Origin of the sequence: Actinomarinicola tropica (assembly GCF_009650215.1) — a bacterium.
GTDB classification, from domain to species: domain Bacteria; phylum Actinomycetota; class Acidimicrobiia; order Acidimicrobiales; family SKKL01; genus Actinomarinicola; species Actinomarinicola tropica.
Map to the genome: position 1 here is coordinate 85,386 of NZ_CP045851.1, position 18,730 is coordinate 104,115.

Consider the following 18,730-nt stretch of genomic DNA (forward strand, 5'->3'; position numbering starts at 1 on the left):
CGGGACCTTCGGCGGTTCACGCGGCGGCGGGTCCGCCGTACCGTGGACCTGGTCCCGGGGAAGGGGGTGCCCGATGGCGAGCGTGCACGAGGACGGACGGCGGGCGAACAAGGTGTGGCTCGGGCTCTTCGGCGCGGTCGTGCTGGTCGCGATCGTCGTCGTGCTGGTCCTCCTGTTCGGAGGTGACGACGGGGACGACGACGCGGCGTCGACGACCACATCGGAGGTGGTCGAGACGACCACGACCACCGAGGCGACAACGACCACGGAGGCGACGACCACCACGAGCGCGGCGACGCCGGCCGGCGTCACCGACCAGGAGGCGGCCTCGATCGTGTGGCCCGACCCTGAGGGGTCGATCACCTACGACGACCCGATCGACGCCGCGGCGGGCTACGCCGAGGAGCTCGTCGGGTTCACCGACCCGCTCTACGGCGAGCTCATGGAGGGCGATTCCCGCTCCGGCGAGGTCGAGGTGCGGGCCGTCGAGGACGGACCGGCGACGATCGTCCTCGTCCGGCAGATGAGCGACGAGGCGTGGTACGTGCTCGGCTCGGTCACCGAGAGCATCGAGCTCGACGACCCGGTCGCCGGCACGGCCATCGACGACCCGCTCCAGCTGAGCGGCCGGGCGCGCGCCTTCGAGGGCACCGTCCAGGTGGCGGTGTTCGAGCGCGGCGCGACCGAGCCGCTCGGCGAGGGCTTCGTCACCGGCAGCGGCAGCGAGGAGCTGGGCCCGTTCGAGGGCGAGGTGTCGTGGGAGAACCCGGGTGGCGGCTGGGGTGCGGTGGTCCTCTACACGCTCGGCGGTGAGGACGGGGTGGTGTGGGAGGCGGTGTCGGTGCCCGTCGGGTTCATCGGCGGCGACTGAGGACCGGCTGTCGCCACCTAGTAGGTGTGCCTAACATGCGGCGATGACCGACCTCTCGACGTACCGCACCTTCCTCACGCACGTGGCGGCCGTCGGCGAGGTCGGACCCGGCCTCGTCCAGGTCACCTTCCAGGGCGGGGACCTCGAGGGCTTCGAGCCCGTCGGGCCCGACACGTTCCTCTACCTCCTCCTGCCGCCGCCGGGGCGCCGGGACCTGACCATCGACCGGTCCTTCACCTGGACCGCCTACCAAGAGATGCCCGAGGAGCTCCGACCGGTCGGCGCCTACTACACCCTGCGGCACTGGCGACCCGAGGCTGCCGAGCTCGACATCTGGATGGTGCTCCACGACGACCCCGGCCCGGCCTCGGGCTGGGCGACCCGCGCCGCGCCCGGCGACCCGGTGGCCCTCTGGGGCCCGCGCACGGCCTACGACCCCCCACCGGACACCGACTGGTTCCTCCTCGTGGCCGACGAGACCGGCCTGCCGGCCGCCGCGGTGATCTGCGAGACGCTCCCGCCCGACGTCCCGATCCGTGTGGTCGCGGAGGTGGCCGACGCCGCGCACCACCAGCCGCTCCCGGAGCGGCCCGGCCTCGACGTGCGCTGGATGCACCGCGACGGGCGCCCCGCGGGACGCACCACGGCCCTGCTCGACGCCGTGGCTGCTGCGGACTGGCCGGAGGGCAACCCCTACGTCTGGGGCGGGGCCGAGAGCCGCGCGGTGAGCGCGGTGCGTCGCTTCGTGCGCGGGACGAGGGACCTGCCACGCGAGCGGGTCAGCCTCGTCGGCTACTGGCGCCACGCCGACCACCCGCCGGAGCCCGACGAGGACTGACGGCGGCTCCCCGGGCGCTCCGGCCCGTCCGGGTAGGGTGCGGCCGGCGACCCTCCCGGTCACCGGCGAGCCTCACATGACGACCTCCTCCGCATCCGATCCTGCCCCGAACCTGTTCGGCGCCTCACGGCCCGAGGGGGCCAAGCTGGCGTCGATCGTCGCCGGCCGCATGGTCGCCGACATCGCCGCGGCCGGGTGGCCGGAGGGCCAGGTGATCGGCTCGGAGGCCGAGCTGCTCGAACGCTACGGCGTGAGCCGGGCCGTCTTCCGCGAGGCGGTCCGCCTCCTCGAGCACCAGCGCATCGGTCGCATGCGGCGCGGCCCCGGTGGCGGACTCGTCGTCACCGAGCCGAGCGTCGACACCGTCATCGACGCGGTCGCCGTCTACCTCCTGCACATCCAGGCCGACCTCGCCGAGGTCTTCGAGGCCCGCCACGCCCTCGAGCAGGCGGCCGCCGAGCTGGCGGCCGAGCGCCTCACCGAGGACGACCTCGCCGAGATGCGCGACCTCGCCGACCGCGAGGCCCAGGGCGAGCAGACGAGCCACCGCGAGCTCCACAACCTCGTGGCGGCCGCGACGCAGAACCCCGCGCTCGAGTTCTTCGTCGACCTCCTCAACCGGGTGACGCTCCTCTACTCGCCCGAGGCCAGCGCGCTCACCCGCGCGGTGCGCGCCGAGTCCGCCGTGGCGCACCAGAAGATCGTCGACTCCATCGTCCACGCCGACATGCACCGGGCGGGTCGCCGCATGCGGACCCACCTCGAGGCCGAGGCCGAGTTCATCCAGCGTCGCCTCCCGGCCCGGCCGCGCCTCGACGAGGTGTTCGCCGCCCCTGCCCCGGGCACCGCCAAGCTGGCCGAGAGCGTCGCCCGCCAGATCGTGGGCGAGGTCACCGACGGTGGGTGGGTCGTCGGTCGCCCGCTCGGCTCCGAGCAGGAGCTGATGGAGCGCTACGACATCTCGCGGGCGGTCCTGCGCGAGGCGGTGCGGGTGTTGGAGCACCACGACATCGCTCGGATGCGCCGAGGTCCGGGCGGCGGGCTGTTCGTCACCGAGCCCGGGGTCGACGCCACGGCCGAGGCGATGGCGCTCTACCTCAACCGGCGCAACGTGGGCAGCGCCCACCTCTTCGAGGTGCGGGGCATCGTCGAGATGACCGTGCTCGACCGGGTCGTCGACGGGCTCACCGACGAGGTCGTCGCGACGCTGGAGCGCGTCCTCGACGCCGAGGAGGCCGCGTCCCCCGAGGAGTTCCCGCTCGTCGGCCACGACCTGCACCAGGTCCTCGCCGACATGTCCGGGAACCGGGTCCTCGCGCTGCTCACCAACGTGCTCGTCCGCCTGTCCCGCACCTACGCAGCGACGATGGGGGAGGCCACGGGCAACCCGCTGCCCACCGACGAGATCACCAAGGCCCACCGCCGCATCGTCGAGCCGATCGTCGCCCGCGACCTCGGCCTGGCCCGCCGACGCATGCGCCGGCACCTCGACGCCCTCACCGGCTGGGAGCGCTGACGCCGCTCACAGCTGCAGCGACCGGCCGATGATCTCCTTCATGATCTCGGTGGTGCCGCCGTAGATGCGGGTGACCCGGGCGTCGGCGTAGGCCCGGCCGATCGGGTACTCGGCCATGAACCCGTAGCCGCCGTGGAGCTGCACGCCGACGTCGACCGCCCGTCCCTGGAGCTCGGTGCACCACCACTTCGCCATCGCCGCGTCCTCCGCGGTGAGGGTGCCGGCATCGAGCGCGGTGATGCAGCGGTCGATGAACGACTGGCCGACCTCGACCTCGGTGGCGAGCGTGGCCAGCTCGAAGCGGGTGTTCTGGAACGAGCCGATCGACTGGCCGAACGCCGAGCGCTCGCGCACGTAGGCGACGGTCCAGTCGAGCGCGGCGCGGGCGGCGGCGACGCCCGCCACGGCGATCGAGAGCCGCTCCTGCGCGAGGTTCGTGACCAGGTGGCCGAACCCGCCGCCCTCGACCCCGAGCAGGTTCTCCTTCGGCACCCGCACGTCGACGAAGCTCAGCTCCGCGGTGTCCTGGGAGTGGAGGCCGATCTTCTCCAGGTTCCGACCCCGTGTGAAGCCCTCCATGCCGCGTTCGAGGACGAGCAGCGACATGCCGCGGTGGCGCTCGGTCGGGTCGGTCTTGACCGCGGTGATGACGAGGTCGGCGTTGATGCCGTTGGTGATGAACGTCTTGGACCCGTTGACCACGTAGCTGTCGCCGTCGTCGATCGCGGTGGTGGTCATCGACGCCAGGTCCGACCCGATGCCGGGCTCGGTCATGGCGATGGCGGTGACGAGCTCGCCCGACGCGACTCCGGGGATCCACCGCTCGGCCTGCTCGGCGGTCGTGAGGTCGCGGAGGTACGGGATGCAGATGTCGTTGTGCAGGGTGAGCCCGAGCCCGGCGCCACCCAGCCCCGCCATCTGGACCTCCTCGCCGATGACCGCGTTGTAGCGGAAGTCGCGCACACCGCCGCCGCCGAGGTCGGCCGGCAGGTCCATGCCGAGGAACCCCGCGGCGCCGGCGGCGGTGAACAGCTCCCGGTCGACCACGCCCTCGCGCTCCCACCGCTCGACGTGCGGCACGGCCTCGCGGCGCAGGAACTCGCGGACGCTCTCGCGGAACATCTCGTGCTCGGGTTCGAAGATCGTGCGCTCCACGCGTGCTCCTCGGTCGGGGCCCCGCTCGACAAAAAGTATCCTGATCCCATGACGACCGACGCCCAGGACCTGGGCCAGACCATGTCACGTCACGTGCTCACCCGGCTGGGCCTCCAGGTCGTCACCGGCGACCACCTGCGGTTCGACCTGCTGCTCGACGACGCCCACCTCGACGCCGACGGGCACATCGACGTCGGCGTCCTCGGCACCTACATCGACATGACGTCGTCCCAGCCGCGGGAGATGCAGGCCGGGCGACCGTTCGTCCACGCCGACATCTCGTTCCACCGCCTCGCCCGGCCCGAGGGCGCGCGCCTGTCCGCCGACGCCCGGGCCCTGCGGCTCGGCAAGCGCACCGGTGTGATCGAGATCGAGGTCCACGACGACGCCGGCGTCCACGTCGCCCGCAGCGTGCAGGGCATCGCGTTCCCGAGCGGGGCGCCCACGCTGCGGCGGAGCCACGCCGACGAGGTCGAGGACCGCTTCTTCACCCAGTTCCACGGCGAGTGCACCCTCGATGGGCCCTTCCGCGACGTGGTCGGCATCAGTGGTCCGCACGGCGACGGGCCCGACGCGTGGTGGGAGATCGCGCTGAGCGACGTGAACGTCAACGGCTTCGGCGGCCTCCACGGCGGCGTGGCGACCGCCCTCGTCGATGCCGCCGCCACCGGCGCCGTGCGCGTCGCCGGCCACGAGCCCGCCGGCGCGCTCAGCCTGGCCGTGCGGTACCTGGCGCCGAGCCTCGCGGGACCGATCCGGGCGCGAGGGCGCGTCACCGGTCGGGTCGGCGACGTCGCCGTCGTCGCCGTCGAGGTGCGCGACGCCGACGAGAACCTCACGATCCTGAGCGACGTCCACGTCGCCACGCGATGATCGACCGACCGACCACACAGGGGGACCACCGATGAGCGCCACGACCATGGACCTGGGCCGGGTCGGCATCTGGACCGGGGCGATGGACGCCATGCCGTCGTCCGATGCCGCCGGGTTCGCCCGTCTGATCGAGGAGCTGGGCTTCCGTACGCTCTGGATCCCCGAGACCGTCGGGCGCGACCCGATGGTCAACGCCACGTTGCTGCTCGAGCGGACCTCGACGCTGCAGATCGCCACCGGCATCGCCAACGTCTACGCCCGCGACGCCGTCACCATGGCCAACACCCAACGGGCCATCGAGGAGGCGTTCCCCGGCCGGTTCCTCCTCGGCCTCGGCGTGAGCCACGCCCACCTCGTCGACCGCGTCCGCAAGCACGACTACTCCAAGCCGTACTCCTACATGGTCGACTACCTCACCGACATGGACGGCTCGATCTTCCGTGCCGTCGGTCCCGAGCAGCTGCCCCAGGCTCGGGTGCTCGCCGCCCTCGGCCCGAAGATGCTCGAGCTCGCGGCCACGAAGGCCAACGGCGCCCACCCCTACTTCGTCCCGGTGGAGCACACGGCGCGGGCCCGCGAGATCATGGGCCCCGACGCCACCCTCGCCCCCGAGCAGATGGTCGTGCTCGACACCGACCCGACCACCGCCCGCGAGACCGCCCGCAAGAACATGTCGGTCTACCTGCGGGCCCCGAACTACGTGAACAACCTCAAGCGGTTCGGGTTCACCGACGAGGACGTCGTGGCCGACGCCCCGAGCGACCGGCTGGTCGACGCCATCGTCGCCTGGGGCGACGTCGACGCCATCGTCGACCGCGTGCGTGCCCACCACGACGCCGGCGCCGACCACGTCGCGGTGCAGGTGCTCGCGGCGGGCACCTTCGTCCCGCCCGAGGACCAGCTGCGCGAGCTGGCCGCCGCGCTGCTCTGAGGATCGCGGCCGTGAGCGACGCCGCCGCCGTCGATCTGGCGCTCCTGCTGTTGCGTGGGGTCGTCGGCGTCGTCATGCTCGCCCACGGGGTGAACCACATCGTGGGCGGCGGCAAGATCGCCGGCACCGCCGGGTGGTTCGAGTCGCTCGGCATGCGCCCCGGTCGGCTCCATGCCTGGCTGGCGAGCCTCACCGAGGTCGGCGCCGGGGTGCTGCTGCTGCTCGGCCTGGCGACGTCGCTCGCGGCCGGTGGCGCCCTCGGCGTGATGGTCGTCGCGTGGGTCACCAACCACCGGGGCAACGGGTTCTTCATCTTTCGCCCCGGCGAGGGTTGGGAGTACGTGATGACCCTGTCGGTCGTCTCGGCCGCGATCGGTCCCCTCGGCGGTGGGGGCTGGTCGCTCGACCACGCCCTCGACCTCGACGACACGTTCTCCGGCGTCAGCGGGTTGGTGCTCGCGCTGGGCCCCGGCCTCCTCGGCGCCGCCGCGCTCCTCGCCGCCTTCTGGCGCCCACCCCGACCGACCTCGGCGTAGGGTGCGGCCGTGGTCGGGCGGAGCGGCGTCGACGAGCGGTGGGACGGGGACGTGGACGCGGTCGGTCAGCCACGGGCGCCGCGGTGGTCGCTGCCCACGCTCGTCGCGTTTGCCTCGCTGACCTCGCTGGTCGCCGGCGTCGGGTTGGTGAGCCTCGGGTGGTCCGACCCACGCCTCGCGGCTCCGGTGCTGAGCGTCGTGGGCCTCGGGTGGCTGACGATCGGGTGGCGGCGCCGGTGGCCGCCTCGGCTGCGGCGCGCGTTGTCCTGCGCGATGGCTGTCGGCATCTTCGTCGGACTCGTGCTGCACATGTTCCAGCCACCCTCGGAGGCCGAGCTCGTGGCCCGGCTGGACGACCTCCCGACCGTCGAGTCCGCGGGCGGTGGCATCGCCCGTGCGTGGGTGGTGGGCGAGTCCGAGCTGCCCTGGATCGCGCCCGTGGTGCGGCGGTCCGGCTCCTTGGCCGACGGCGACGAGCCAGGAGCGGTGGCGAACGCCCTTCGCCGCAGGGGCTACGAGGCGGAGGTGCTGGGCCCGGTGTCCTCATCCCCGTCCGATCGGTTGGGGCTGTGGCACGTCCGGGCCGTCGACGACCGCACCACCCTCCTGGTCCAGCTCGACGCCGAGGGCGCGCTCGTCCAGGCGTCGTGGGCGGCTCCGGGCATCGACACCTGGCCGCTCGGTTCCCCCGCCGCCCCGGGGTTCGGCGGGTGGATCGTGATGCCTGCCATCGCCCGGTCGGTGCTCTACGTGCTGGCCCTCGTCGGTGCGGCGCTCGTCGGCACGTCGGTCGTGCTGCTGGCGCGCAACTGGCGCTGCTTCATCACGCGACCCGACGAGCCCTCGTAGAGGTACCGTCCAGGGAGTGGCGATCGAGCTGAACCACACGATCGTCGGCGCGGTCGACGCCGAGGCGTCGGCCCGCTGGCTGGCCGAGATGCTCGGCCTCGACCAGCCCGTCCACGTCGGCCACTTCTGGCAGGTCCGCATGGCCAACGGCGTCGACCTGGACTTCGCGTCGATGGGCGACGAGCCCGTCGTCCCCCAGCACTACGCGTTCCTCATCTCCGAGGACGAGTTCGACGAGGTCCACGGGCGGCTGCTGCTCGGCGACCACGACATCTGGGCCGACCCGGGCCAGCGGTACCCCGGCGATATCAACCACAACGACGGCGGCCGCGGCGTGTACTTCCTCAGCAACGACGGCCACTTCCTCGAGGTGATCACCCGCCCCTACGGCAGCGGGTCCCCCTCCGCCTGAGCGGTCGCTCGGGGACGCGGGCCGTCTGTCCTCAGCAGGCGAGGTGGGCGTCGAGGATGGCGGCCTGGCGGCGACGGTCGTCGGCCAGGTCGTGCCGGCCGATCGCCACCATCTCGTCGACCGCGTCGAGCAGCTCGTCGCGGATGGACGCGACGACGGCTCGGACGTCGTCCTCGTCCAGGTCACGGCGGGCGACGTCGTTGGCGTGGAGCCCGACGGCGGCGCGGGAGTGCGCGGCGTCGACCGCTTCGGCGTTGGCGATCGCGGCGAGGGTCGTACGCAGCGTCGAGAGGCGCAGGGCGTCGCGCGCCTTCATCGCCGGCAGGACCTCGGCTTGGAGTCGGTCGCGGATCGGCTCGGTCATCTCGGCACGGTGCCACCGCCCGGCGGGCCCGTCGAACCGGTTCCGACCCGGCACCGGCCCGGTTCCGACCCGGCACCGGGCCGATCTTGGTACCGATCGCGACCGTCAGTGTCGCGATGCGTACCGAGAACGGTCGGCGGGAGGGGTGCCCGGCGTGGAGGGGCGGTTCTGGGTACGGATCGCGACCGTCAGTGTCGCGATACGTACCGAGAACGGCCGGTGGACCGTGGGTGCGCACCGGCCGACGGGGGCCGGTCGCGGGCCGCCGCCCGACGGGGGCCGGTCGCGGGCAAAGGCCCCGCGGGGGTCAGTCGTCGGCGAGCAGGACGGCCAGGCGCTCGACGGAGCGCTCGAGCATCTCGAGCGGCACGATCGGGAACGTGATCCGGTCCCGCAGCTTGGGGTTCAGCCCGCTCCAGTCGCAGTAGTTGGTGACCTCGGTCGTGCCGTCGTCCAGCGCGACCAGCTCCCAGCCGTAGACGTGGCCGAGGGGCTTCGGGTGGTCGGTCGATCCGACGCTCCACTCGACGAGCCGGTCGGGCTCGATGCGGGTGACCCGGTTGAGGACCGTGTACTTGCCCATCGGCAGGTCGCCGAGCGGCTCGCGGTCCATGTGCATGGTGAACGCCTGGCCCACCTCGGTGAGCGGCGTGGCGTCGGGCGCCGCCTCGAGCATCCCCGAGCCGTCGATGTCGACGTGGCCCTGGGGATGGGACACGACGGCGAAGATGCGGCCGGCCGGCGCCGCGACCCGACGGGTGGCGGCGATGCGCTCGGCCGCGCTCACGACCCCTCCGCCGGCAGTCGGGTGAACGACGGGGGGCGCTTCTCGAGGAACGACATGACGCCCTCGGTGAAGTCCGGCCGCCGGAAGCTCTCGGCCATGTGGACGAACGCGTCGCCCTCGGCGGCGCCGAGCCCACGGTGGAGCTGCTCGTAGACCTGGCGCTTCATCACCGCCATCGACGCGGGTGAGCACGTGTCGGCCAGGCGCTGGACGTAGGCCCGGCAGTGGTCGAGCAGCTCGTCGCCGGGCATCGACGCGTTGACGAGCCCGAGCTGCGCCGCCTCCCGCCCGTCGATCGTGCGGGATGACAGCAGCAGGTCGAGCGCCACCGCGGGCCCGACCTGTCGGGGGAGCAGCCAGCTGAGGCCGAACTCGGCGACCAGCCCCCGCTGGGCGAACGCGGTGAGCATCACCGCGTCGTCGCTCATGAAGCGCAGGTCGCAGCACAGCACGAACGGGTAGGCCATGCCCGCCACCGCACCGTTGATGGCGGCGATGACGGGCTTCTCGGTGGCCATCAGGTAGGAGAACGTGCCGTCGAAGTCCCCGATCTCCTGCGGCGCGTCGCCGCGTGCCAGCGTCTCGGCCAGCGGGCTCGAGCGCTCACCGCCGGCCATGTCCTCGAGCCGCCCGAGGTCGGCGCCGGCGCAGAAGCCCCTGCCCGCGCCCGTGATGACGATGGCGACGACGTCCCGATCGGCCGCGGCTCGTCCCACGGCGTCGCGCACCTCGCGGGCCATGACGTCGGTCCAGGCGTTGAGGGCCTCGGGCCGATGGAGCGTGATGAGCCCCATCGGCCCGTCGACCTCGTAGCGGATCTGCTCGTACATGCCGTCCCCCCCCGGGGCTGGAGCTCCTAGATGCGTTCGATGATGATCGCAGGCGCCATGCCGCCGGCGGCGCACATGGTGATGAGGCCCCGCTCGAGGTCCTGGCGCTCGAGCTCGTCGAGCAGCGTGCCGACGAGCATCGAGCCGGTCGCCCCGATCGGGTGGCCGAGGGCGATGGCACCGCCGTTGACGTTGATCTTCTCGCGGTCGATGCCGAGGTCGCGGATGTACTTCTCGACGACGACGGCGAAGGCCTCGTTGACCTCGAACAGGTCGATGTCGTCGAGCGTCATGCCGGCCTTCTCGAGGACCTTGCGGGTGGCGGGCACCGGGGCGTTGAGCATCAGCGTCGGGTCGTCGCCGACGTTGGCCATGGCGACGACGCGGGCACGGGGCGTCCAGCCGTTGGCCGTCGCCACCTCGGAGTTGGCGAGGAGCAGCGCGCCGGCGCCGTCGACGACGCCGGAGGAGTTGCCGGCGTGGTGGACGTGCTCGATCTCGAGGTCCGGGTACCGGCGGAGGATCTCGCTGCGGAAGGTGCGGCCGTCCTCGTCGAGGGGGATGTCGGCGACGGCCTCGAACGACGGCGCCAGCTGGGACAGCTTCTCGGCCGTGGTGCCGGGGCGCGGGTACTCCTCGCGGTCGAGGGCGAGGGTGCCGTCGGGGTGGTGGACGGGCACGAGGCTGCGCTCGAACCGCCCCTCCTCGATGGCGACGGCGGCCCGGCGCTGCGACTCGGCGCCCAGCTCGTCGAGGGCCTGGCGCGAGATGCCCTCGAGGGTGGCGATGGCGTCGGCGGCCACGCCCTGGTTCGACTGCGGGTGCAGCTCGCGCAGGTGCGGGTTGCCCTTGTCCATGAACGGGTGGCGCACCTTCGAGGAGTTCTCGGCGTAGGACGACATCATCTCCGCGCCGCCGGCGACCACGACGCCCTCGAGGCCGCTGGCGACCATGCCGGCGGCGAGGTTGACCGCGGTGATGCCCGAGCCGCAGTAGCGGTCGAGGGTGAACCCGCTGGTGGTGGTGTCCCACCCGGCGTCGAGCGCGGTCATGCGGCCGAGCGCGCCGCCCTGGGTGCCCACCTGGAGGGAGCAGCCCCAGATCACGTCGTCCACGATGCTGGTGTCGAGGTCGTTGCGCTCGGCCAGGGCCCGCAGCGTCGCCGCGCCGAGCACCTGCGGGTGCACGTCGGCGAGCGCCCCCTTGCCGACCTTGCCGACGCCGCGGGGGGTGCGGCACGCATCGATGATCCAGGCCTCGGTCACGAGGGTCCTCCTAGGTGAGAGCAATTGAGTGCACTCTAGGTGCTCCGAGCGGCGGCGTGCCCGCGCGGGCGAGGATGGGCCCGTGGACGACCGACTGACCGGCCAGACCGTCGAGCTCCTGCAGACGATGATCCGCAACGCCTGCGTCAACGAGGGCACGGTCGAGTCGGGCCAGGAGATCCGCAACGCCGAGGTGCTCGCCTCGTTCCTCGACGGCAGCGGCGCCGACGTCGAGCTGTTCCACGCCGCACCGGGACGCACCACGCTCGTCGCCCGCGTCGAGGGCTCCGACCCCTCGGCGCCGAGCCTCTGCCTGAACGGCCACACCGACGTCGTGCCCGTCTCGCCCGACGGGTGGTCCCGCGACCCCTTCGCCGCCGAGCTGGTCGACGGCGAGATCTGGGGACGGGGCGCTGTCGACATGCTCAACCTCACGGCGTCGATGGCCGTGGCGGTCCGCCACCTCCTCGCCAGCGGTCTGCGGCCCCGCGGCGACCTCGTGCTCCTCGCGGTGGCCGACGAGGAGTCGGGCAGCCGGTGGGGTGCGCGCTGGATGGCCGAGCACCACGCCGACCTCATCACGACCGACTTCGTGCTCACCGAGAACGGCGGGCTCCACGGCGGCAGCGACACGTCCCCGACGGTGAGCGTGACGGTCGGCGAGAAGGGCGTCGCGTGGCGCCGGCTCACCGTGCGGGGCACGCCGGGCCACGGGTCGATGCCCTTCCGCGCCGACAACGCCCTCGTCACCGCCGCCGGCGTCGTCAGCCGGCTGGCCGAGTACCGGCCGCCCCCGATGTTCCACGAGCTGTGGCGCCGCCAGGTCGCCGCCCTGCCCGTCGACGACGAGACGAGGGAGACGCTGCTCGACCCGGACCGCATCGACGACCTGCTCGCCACGATGCCGGGGCCGGCCGGGCACTTCTACTCGTGCACCCACACGACGTTCTCGCCCAACACGGTCACCAGCCAGTCGAAGACCAACGTCATCCCCGACACGGTGACGATCGACGTCGACGTGCGCACGCTCCCCGGCGAGGGACCCGAGGAGGTCGAGGCCCACCTGCGCGCTGCACTCGGCGACGACCTGTTCGCCCGCGTCGAGGTCGAGCCGCTGATCGACGACCGGGCCAGCACCAGCCGGACCGACACGCCGCTGTGGGACGCGCTCCAGCGCGGCGTGGCCCGCTCGTTCGACCGGGCGACCCTCCACCCGCAGCTGTCGGTCGGGTTCACCGACGCCCGCGTCCACCGCGAGCTCGGCGCGATCGCCTACGGCGCCGGTCTCCTCAGCCCGAACCTCAGCTCGCGCGAGTTCGGCCGTCGCTTCCACGGCAACGACGAGCGCATCGACGTCGAGTCGCTCGGCCTCACGACCCGGCTGTGGATCGACGTCGTGCGCGACCTCCTCGGCTGACCCGCAGCACCTCGGCGAATAGGGTGTGCTCATTCGCCAAGGGACGACGAGGGGACCGACCATGAAGCTGAGCATGTCGATGAGCTACGCCGGGGGCTTCCTGGCCGCCGTCGAGCAGGTCCAGGCCTACGAGAAGGCCGGTGTCGACATGGTGTGGGTCGCCGAGGCCTACGGCAACGACGCCCCGACCCTCATGGGCTACATCGCGGCCAAGACCGAGCGCATCGAGATCGCGTCGGGCATCCTGCCGATCTACACCCGCACGCCGACGCTGCTCGCGATGACCGCGGCCGGCCTCGACGAGATCTCCGGCGGCCGTGCCGTGCTCGGCCTCGGTGCGTCGGGCCCGCAGGTGATCGAGGGCTTCCACGGCATCCCCTACGACCGGCCGCTCCAGCGCACCCGCGAGATCATCGACATCTGCCGCATGGTCTGGCGCCGCGAGCGCCTCGAGTACGACGGCAAGGCGTACCACCTGCCGCTGCCCGAGGGTCAGGGCACCGGCCTCGGCAAGGCGCTGAAGATCATCACCCATCCACAGCGCGCCGACATCCCGATCTACGTGGCGTCGCTCGGCCCGAAGAACGTGCAGATGACCGCGGAGCTCGCCGACGGCTGGCTGCCGATCTTCTACAACCCACACAAGGCGAACGACGTGTGGGGCGACGACCTCGCGGCCGGCTTCGCCAAGCGGTCCTCCGACCTCGGGCCCCTGCAGATCGTCGCCGGCGGCGCCATCGGCTTCGGGGACGAGGAGACGGCCAAGAAGGTGCGCGACGCCAACCGCCCGATGGTCGCCCTCTACGTGGGCGGCATGGGCGCCCGCGACAAGAACTTCTACAACGACCTGTTCTGCCGCTACGGCTACGAGGCGGAGGCCAAGGAGATCCAGGACCTCTACCTGTCCGGCAAGAAGGACGAGGCGGCGGCGGCCATCCCCGACGACTTCCTCCGGGCCAGCTCGCTGTTCGGCGACGAGGGCTTCGTGCGCGAGCAGGTCCAGGCCTACAAGGACGCCGGGGTGACCGCCCTGTCGGTCGCGCCGATCGGTGACGATCCGATCGGCGTCCTCGAGAAGGTGAAGGCCTGGGCCGACTGACGGCCCAGGCCCTCGCGCCAGGGGAGCCCGGGCTTCAGCCCTTGCGGAACGGGCGGCCGAGGTCGAACTCGACGTCGGCCCACTTGTCGGCGGCCGCCGCGAGCTCCTCGACCTCCCAGTAGCCGTCCTTGGTGACGGCGTCGACGATCGACCACGGCTTGAACATGTGGACCTCGCCGCCGCGCACGAAGAAGACCTTGCCGGCGATGCGGCACTCCTCGGTGGCCAGGTAGGCGACGAACGGGGCGATGTTGGCGGGATCCGACGGGTCCCAGCCCTCGTCGGTCGGCCCCATGCGGTCGGCCGCGCCGGGGATCGTCATCGTGAGGCGCGTCCGCGCCGCGGGGGCGATGGCGTTGCACCGCACCCCGTAGCGGCCGATCTCGTCCTGGAGGATCGTCGTGAACGAGGCGATGCCGCTCTTGGCCGCGCCGTAGTTGGTCTGACCCGCGTTGCCGAACAGGCCCGACGTCGAGCTGGTGTTGATGATCGACGCCTTGACCTCCTCACCGGCCTTGGCCTTCTCCCGCCAGTAGGCGGCGGCCCAGCGGGTCGGGACGAAGTGGCCCTTCAGGTGGACGTGGATGACGGCGTCCCACTCCTGCTCGGTCATGTTGACGAGCATCCGGTCCCGCAGGATGCCGGCGTTGTTCACGAGCACGTGGAGGTCGCCGAACTCCTCGATCGCCGCGTTGATGAGGCGCTGCCCACCCTCCCAGTCGGCGACGTCGTCGTGGTTGGCGATGGCGGTGCCGCCGGCGGCGCGGATCTCGGCGACGACCTCGTCGGCAGGGGTGGCGTCGCTGCCGCTGCCGTCCTCGGCACCGCCGAGGTCGTTGACGACGACCTTCGCTCCCTCGTGAGCGAAGAGGAGCGCGTGCTCGCGCCCCACGCCGCGGCCGGCCCCCGTGATGATCGCGACCCGTCCGTCCAGTGCACCCATGTGGTCCCCTCCCAGGGCTCGTCCTCGTGGTGCCGCCGAATATAGGACACCCAATCCCGGTCCGAGGCCGCTGGTACCGTCCCGCCCGTGGACCTGTCGATCGTGGCGTGGGCAGCGGTGCTCGCCGCCGTGCTGCTCGGCGCCACCATCCAGGGCGCCATCGGGTTCGGGATGAACCTGGTCAGCGTGCCGGTCATCGCGCTCGTCGCACCGGACACGCTGCCGATCGCCGCGATCCTGCTCGGCGTGCCGATCTCGGTCGTGATGGCCCGCTACGAGCGGGCGTCGGTCGACCGCTCCGGCGTCCTCTGGCTGTTCGTCGGCCGGGTCCCGGGCAGCGCAGCCGGCGCGGCGGTCGTCGTCGCCGCCTCGACCCGGGACCTCCAGCTGTTCGTGGGCGCGGTCGTGCTGCTGATGGTCCTGGCGAGCATCACCGCCCCGCCGATCCCCGTCCGGCGCGAGACCCAGGTCGGCGCGGGGTTCGTGTCCGGCATCACCGGCACCGCGGCGGGCATCGGCGGGCCGCCGGTGGCGCTGCTGTACCAGCGGCACTCCGGTCCGGTCATGCGCGCCACCCTGGCCGCGACGTTCTTCCTCGGGACGATCCTCTCGGTCACGACCCTCGCCGTCTCCGGATCCATCCCGCGCGACGGCGTGCTCCTCGGCGCGGCCAGCATCCCCTTCGTGGTCCTCGGCTCGCGCTCGGGCCGGCGCTTCCACGCCCTGCTCGAGCGGCGGTGGCTGCGCCCCGCGGTGCTCGCGTTCTCCGCCGTCTCGGCCGGCGTCGTGGTGGTCGACGCGCTCTGGTAGCTCGCACCTACGGTGTCCCGAGACATCGCACAGGGGGGAACCGATGACCGACGAGGTGCTGGTCGACACGTCCGACCACATCGCCACCATCACGCTCAACCGACCTGACCGGCTCAACGCCATCAGCGGCCCGATGCTGCGGGAGCTGTCCCGCATCCTCGTCGAGTGCGACGCGCGCCGCGACGTGCGCGCCATCGTGCTGACCGGTGCAGGCCGTGGCTTCTGCGCCGGTCTCGACCTGCAGGCCGTGTCGGCCGGCGGCCTCGGCGGTGGCTCCGATGACGCCGGCTCGGGCGGTGGCGCCCCACCGACGCGGCTCGACGACTCGCCGCCGTTCGTCCTGCGCCGCCTCGACACGCCGGTGCTCTGCGGCTTGAACGGTCCCGCGGCCGGCTACGGCATGGACATGGCGCTCGGCTGCGACCTGATCGTCGCGTCCGAGCACGCCTCGATGTCGCCACCCATCCAGCGGGGCGTGGTGCCCGAGAGCGGAGGCACGTGGCTGCTGCCCCGGCTCATCGGCTGGCAGCGGGCGTGCGAGGTGGCGATGCTCGGCGACAAGCTCCGCGCCGACGATCTGGCACGGCTCGGACTCGTCAACGCCGTCGTGCCCGCCGACGACTTCGACGACACCGTCCGCGAGTGGGCGAGGCGGCTGGCCCGTCAGGCGCCGCTGGCCATGCAGGCCACCAAGCGGAGCATGCGGCTGGGCCTCGACGCCTCCTTCGACGCCAACGCCCACCACGTGATGGCCGAGTTCCGGGTGCTCAGCCGCACCAAGGACTTCGCCGAGGGTGTGGCGGCGTTCGTGGAGAAGCGCGACCCCCGCTACGAAGGCCGGTAGGCCCGCCCGTCAGTCGGCGGCGTGCCGCGGGTTGGCGATCTCGACGTCGGCTCGGGCCGTGGCGCGCAGGTGGGCGAGCAGCGCCGGGTCGGCGACGTCGATCGAGCCGTCGCGGATCGCGCCGGCCAGCTCCTCCACCAGCTCGTCGAGCGGCCCGTCGTGGCCGAGCAGGTCGACGAGACCCGCACGCTCGGCGGCCTCGGCGATGTCGCCCTGCTCGAGCTCGCGGATGACGGTCGAGAGCACGTTCACCGCCACCCGGGCGTGGAACTGCACCCGCCCCTCCACGGAGGCCATGACGTCCTCCTCCAGGAAGGAGCGGACGGCGTCGAGCAGCTCGACGGCGGTCGGACGCGGCTGGGTCATGCGAGGAGCTCCATGAGGTCGTGCTCCACCTCGGCGACGCGGCGGCCGATCGCCGCCTGCTCCACCGAGCGGCGCACCCCGGACAGGTGGACGCCGACCTGCATGAGGCAGATCACCGCCCATCGCAGGTTGCCGAACACCTCCCAGTAGTGGACGGCGTCGACGTCGATCTGGCCGCCGGCCGCCCGGTAGCCGGCGAGGAGGTCGTCGAGCCCACCGACACCCCCGGCGCGCCCCGCACCGCCGAAGCGCCAGGAGCGCACGCACATCCAGCCGACGTCCTCGGCCGGGTCGCCGACGTGGGCCAGCTCCCAGTCGAGAACGGCCCGCAGGCCCTCCGGCCCGACGATGAGGTTGCCGACCCGGAAGTCGCCGTGCACGACCACCTGGCGGTCGCACGGCGGCGGGTCCGTGCGCAGCCAGCGGAACGCCACCTCGAGCACGGGGCGCACCGCACCGAGGTCGTCGACCACGCGGTGGAGGTCGTCGAGCTGGCGGAGTGCCGGGTGGTCGTCGCCTACGCGCGCGGCCAGGCCGCTGTCGGCGAGGCCGATGCTGTGGACGCGGGCGAGGGCCTCGCCGCACTGCGCAGGGAGCACCTGCCGCGCCCCGGCGTAGGCGTCGTCGCGGACGATGCGCCGACCGAGGGCCTCGCCCTCCACGGCGTCCATGACGAAGCCCCGACCGAGGTGGTCGTCGGGATCGAGCACGAAGCGCACCGCGGGCACGGGCACGCCGGCCGCCGCTGCGGCAGCGAGCAGCCGGCTCTCGTCGACCGGCGTCGTCGACCCCGGCGGATCGCGCCGCAGGACCAGGTCGTGGGCCGATCCGTCGGGGGAGGTGGCGCGGAACGACCACAGCTCCCGCGACGCCCCTCCCGAGAGCCGCCGTAGGCCCTCGACGCTCGTGCCGGCGCCGAGGTGGCGTTCGGCGGCTGCCGCCAGGGCGTCGGGGTCGAGCCGCTCGCTCACCCGGTGAGGCCCACCGGGCGCCCGTCGATGATCTGGTCCAGGTACTCCGACAGCCCGTACCCGGTGCGCCCGTCGAGGGTCCACTCGGTCATCCCCTCGGAGATGCGGGTCATCAGCTGGTCGCCGTCGGGCGTGGTGCGCCGGTTGCGGAGGGGCACGAGGTTGAGCACCGCGCCGCCGATCTCGAGCTCCTCCCCCGACGCCGTGCGGGCGACGGCGCGGATGCGCTCGTGGTAGTCGCCCTCGTCGGTCCAGTCGGTGTCGATGGTGGCGTCGACGATCGGCTCGTACCGCCCGTCACGCAGCAGCATCCCGCCGATGCGGGCCGAGCCGTCGCGCGAGGCGACGATCGAGACCATGAAGCCGAGGTCGTCGCCGAAGTTGGCGGTGAGCCAGCGGTACCACCACGGGCTCTGCCAGAAGCGCGGGCCCCACGAGTGGTCGCGCAGGCCGAAGCCGTCGACCGGCCACTCGTCGTCGCCGACGCGGATGACACCGCTGCCCGCGACGTGCTGCTCGTAGTGCCCGCGGGCGAAGCCCTCACCCGTCTCCTCGATGGGGGTGCCGTCGTCGTTGACAGGCTCGCCGCCGAACATCGGGGACACCCCCCGGTAGGTGAGCTCGACGTGGCAGTCGACCCACGGGTTCTCGGTGAACGCCTGCTTCGGGTCGGCCATCGCCAGCGGATCGTCGAGCAGCACGACCTTGCCGTCGTAGGCGACCCTCAGCTCCTCGAAGGGCGTGACCACGTCGAAGCGCATGCCCCCGGCATCGAAGGCGTCGTTGTCGGCGATCGGCGGTCGGGCGAACATGAAGGCCGCCCTCCCGTCGGGCAGGTACAGGCACGTCGTCATCTCGGCGTAGCCCTCGTTGGCGCGGTTGCCGAGGCGGAAGAAGCCACCGATGCGCTCGGTCGGGTCGTACACGTTGAAGTACATCGACTCGTTGAAGTTGGTGGCCTCCTCCAACGGGTGCATGTGCTCGTCCTGCGGTTCGAGCCGGTACCTGGCCATGGTCGGTCCCTTCCCGCGGCGGTCCCCGGCCGCGTGTCCG

Annotated in this window: 21 protein-coding genes; 12 read left to right on the forward strand and 9 right to left on the reverse strand. The window is 72.6% G+C overall.

Going from position 1 to position 18,730, the window contains the following annotated elements:
* Positions 1 to 73 precede the first annotated feature (73 nt).
* The 3 genes from GH723_RS00360 (at position 74) to GH723_RS00370 (ending at position 3,225) form a co-directional block, all read left to right on the forward strand.
* Positions 74 to 871, forward strand: coding sequence for a Gmad2 immunoglobulin-like domain-containing protein (locus GH723_RS00360; RefSeq protein ID WP_153757791.1), 798 nt, complete (start codon positions 74 to 76; stop codon positions 869 to 871).
* 43 nt (positions 872 to 914) lie between these two features.
* Positions 915 to 1,709, forward strand: a complete 795-nt coding sequence (locus GH723_RS00365) for a siderophore-interacting protein (protein ID WP_153757792.1) — start codon at positions 915 to 917, stop codon at positions 1,707 to 1,709.
* A 76-nt stretch (positions 1,710 to 1,785) separates the two neighbouring features.
* Positions 1,786 to 3,225 (forward strand): FadR/GntR family transcriptional regulator, encoded by a 1,440-nt coding sequence (locus GH723_RS00370; RefSeq protein ID WP_153757793.1) that lies wholly within the window; start codon positions 1,786 to 1,788, stop codon positions 3,223 to 3,225.
* Positions 3,226 to 3,231: 6 nt separating this feature from the next.
* On the opposite strand, the gene GH723_RS00375 is transcribed toward GH723_RS00370, so the two are convergent.
* Positions 3,232 to 4,380, reverse strand: coding sequence for an acyl-CoA dehydrogenase family protein (locus tag GH723_RS00375; protein WP_153757794.1), 1,149 nt, complete (start codon positions 4,378 to 4,380; stop codon positions 3,232 to 3,234).
* 48 nt (positions 4,381 to 4,428) lie between these two features.
* On the opposite strand from GH723_RS00375, the gene GH723_RS00380 reads away from it, so the two are divergent.
* From GH723_RS00380 to GH723_RS00400, 5 genes are read left to right on the forward strand one after another with little or no spacing between them, the layout of a single operon-like run.
* Entirely contained in the window at positions 4,429 to 5,253 is an 825-nt protein-coding gene (locus GH723_RS00380; RefSeq protein WP_153757795.1) for a hotdog domain-containing protein, read from the forward strand.
* Between the two features lie 31 nt (positions 5,254 to 5,284).
* Positions 5,285 to 6,184: an LLM class F420-dependent oxidoreductase gene (locus tag GH723_RS00385; protein ID WP_153757796.1), complete on the forward strand. Its 900-nt coding sequence runs from the start codon at positions 5,285 to 5,287 to the stop codon at positions 6,182 to 6,184.
* Between the two features lie 11 nt (positions 6,185 to 6,195).
* Positions 6,196 to 6,720: a DoxX family protein gene (locus GH723_RS00390; protein WP_229022935.1), complete on the forward strand. Its 525-nt coding sequence runs from the start codon at positions 6,196 to 6,198 to the stop codon at positions 6,718 to 6,720.
* 9 nt (positions 6,721 to 6,729) lie between these two features.
* On the forward strand, positions 6,730 to 7,569 hold the full coding sequence (locus GH723_RS00395; protein WP_153757797.1) for a hypothetical protein: 840 nt from the start codon (positions 6,730 to 6,732) through the stop codon (positions 7,567 to 7,569).
* Between the two features lie 16 nt (positions 7,570 to 7,585).
* On the forward strand, positions 7,586 to 7,981 hold the full coding sequence (locus tag GH723_RS00400) for a VOC family protein (RefSeq protein WP_153757798.1): 396 nt from the start codon (positions 7,586 to 7,588) through the stop codon (positions 7,979 to 7,981).
* Between the two features lie 31 nt (positions 7,982 to 8,012).
* Here the strand turns inward: GH723_RS00400 and GH723_RS00405 are convergent, their stop codons facing one another.
* The 4 genes from GH723_RS00405 to GH723_RS00420 all read right to left on the reverse strand — a co-directional run bounded on the left by GH723_RS00405 (position 8,013) and on the right by GH723_RS00420 (position 11,227).
* Complete coding sequence (locus GH723_RS00405) at positions 8,013 to 8,345, reverse strand: GatB/YqeY domain-containing protein (protein WP_153757799.1); 333 nt, start codon at positions 8,343 to 8,345, stop codon at positions 8,013 to 8,015.
* 307 nt (positions 8,346 to 8,652) lie between these two features.
* Complete coding sequence (locus GH723_RS00410) at positions 8,653 to 9,132, reverse strand: SRPBCC family protein (protein WP_153757800.1); 480 nt, start codon at positions 9,130 to 9,132, stop codon at positions 8,653 to 8,655.
* The gene (locus GH723_RS00415) at positions 9,129 to 9,962 is read right to left on the reverse strand and encodes an enoyl-CoA hydratase-related protein (RefSeq protein WP_153757801.1); all 834 of its coding nucleotides are present in this window, start codon (positions 9,960 to 9,962) and stop codon (positions 9,129 to 9,131) included. The genes GH723_RS00410 and GH723_RS00415 overlap by 4 nt, the downstream gene beginning before the upstream one ends.
* A gap of 26 nt (positions 9,963 to 9,988) precedes the next feature.
* Entirely contained in the window at positions 9,989 to 11,227 is a 1,239-nt protein-coding gene (locus GH723_RS00420) for an acetyl-CoA C-acetyltransferase (protein ID WP_153757802.1), read from the reverse strand.
* 82 nt (positions 11,228 to 11,309) lie between these two features.
* Between GH723_RS00420 and GH723_RS00425 the strand changes: the two genes are divergently transcribed.
* Both GH723_RS00425 and GH723_RS00430 read left to right on the forward strand, forming a co-directional pair.
* Positions 11,310 to 12,644, forward strand: coding sequence for a M20/M25/M40 family metallo-hydrolase (locus GH723_RS00425; RefSeq protein WP_229022936.1), 1,335 nt, complete (start codon positions 11,310 to 11,312; stop codon positions 12,642 to 12,644).
* A gap of 61 nt (positions 12,645 to 12,705) precedes the next feature.
* Positions 12,706 to 13,743: an LLM class F420-dependent oxidoreductase gene (locus tag GH723_RS00430; protein WP_153757803.1), complete on the forward strand. Its 1,038-nt coding sequence runs from the start codon at positions 12,706 to 12,708 to the stop codon at positions 13,741 to 13,743.
* A gap of 34 nt (positions 13,744 to 13,777) precedes the next feature.
* Here the strand turns inward: GH723_RS00430 and GH723_RS00435 are convergent, their stop codons facing one another.
* Entirely contained in the window at positions 13,778 to 14,686 is a 909-nt protein-coding gene (locus tag GH723_RS00435; protein ID WP_153757804.1) for an SDR family oxidoreductase, read from the reverse strand.
* Positions 14,687 to 14,773: 87 nt separating this feature from the next.
* Here GH723_RS00435 and GH723_RS00440 point away from each other — a divergent pair, with 87 nt between their 5' ends.
* Positions 14,774 to 15,496 carry a sulfite exporter TauE/SafE family protein gene (locus GH723_RS00440; protein ID WP_153757805.1) on the forward strand — a complete coding sequence of 241 codons (723 nt, stop codon included), beginning with the start codon at positions 14,774 to 14,776 and terminating at the stop codon, positions 15,494 to 15,496.
* Positions 15,497 to 15,539: 43 nt separating this feature from the next.
* The gene (locus GH723_RS00445; RefSeq protein WP_153757806.1) at positions 15,540 to 16,340 is read left to right on the forward strand and encodes an enoyl-CoA hydratase/isomerase family protein; all 801 of its coding nucleotides are present in this window, start codon (positions 15,540 to 15,542) and stop codon (positions 16,338 to 16,340) included.
* A gap of 9 nt (positions 16,341 to 16,349) precedes the next feature.
* Here the strand turns inward: GH723_RS00445 and GH723_RS00450 are convergent, their stop codons facing one another.
* From GH723_RS00450 to GH723_RS00460, 3 genes are read right to left on the reverse strand one after another with little or no spacing between them, the layout of a single operon-like run.
* Positions 16,350 to 16,706, reverse strand: a complete 357-nt coding sequence (locus GH723_RS00450) for a DUF6285 domain-containing protein (RefSeq protein ID WP_153757807.1) — start codon at positions 16,704 to 16,706, stop codon at positions 16,350 to 16,352.
* Positions 16,703 to 17,677, reverse strand: a complete 975-nt coding sequence (locus GH723_RS00455; RefSeq protein WP_195210430.1) for a phosphotransferase family protein — start codon at positions 17,675 to 17,677, stop codon at positions 16,703 to 16,705. Before GH723_RS00455 ends, GH723_RS00450 begins: the two co-directional genes overlap by 4 nt.
* Positions 17,674 to 18,690 (reverse strand): DUF7064 domain-containing protein, encoded by a 1,017-nt coding sequence (locus tag GH723_RS00460; protein WP_153757808.1) that lies wholly within the window; start codon positions 18,688 to 18,690, stop codon positions 17,674 to 17,676. The genes GH723_RS00455 and GH723_RS00460 overlap by 4 nt, the downstream gene beginning before the upstream one ends.
* Between the last annotated feature and the right edge of the window lie 40 nt (positions 18,691 to 18,730).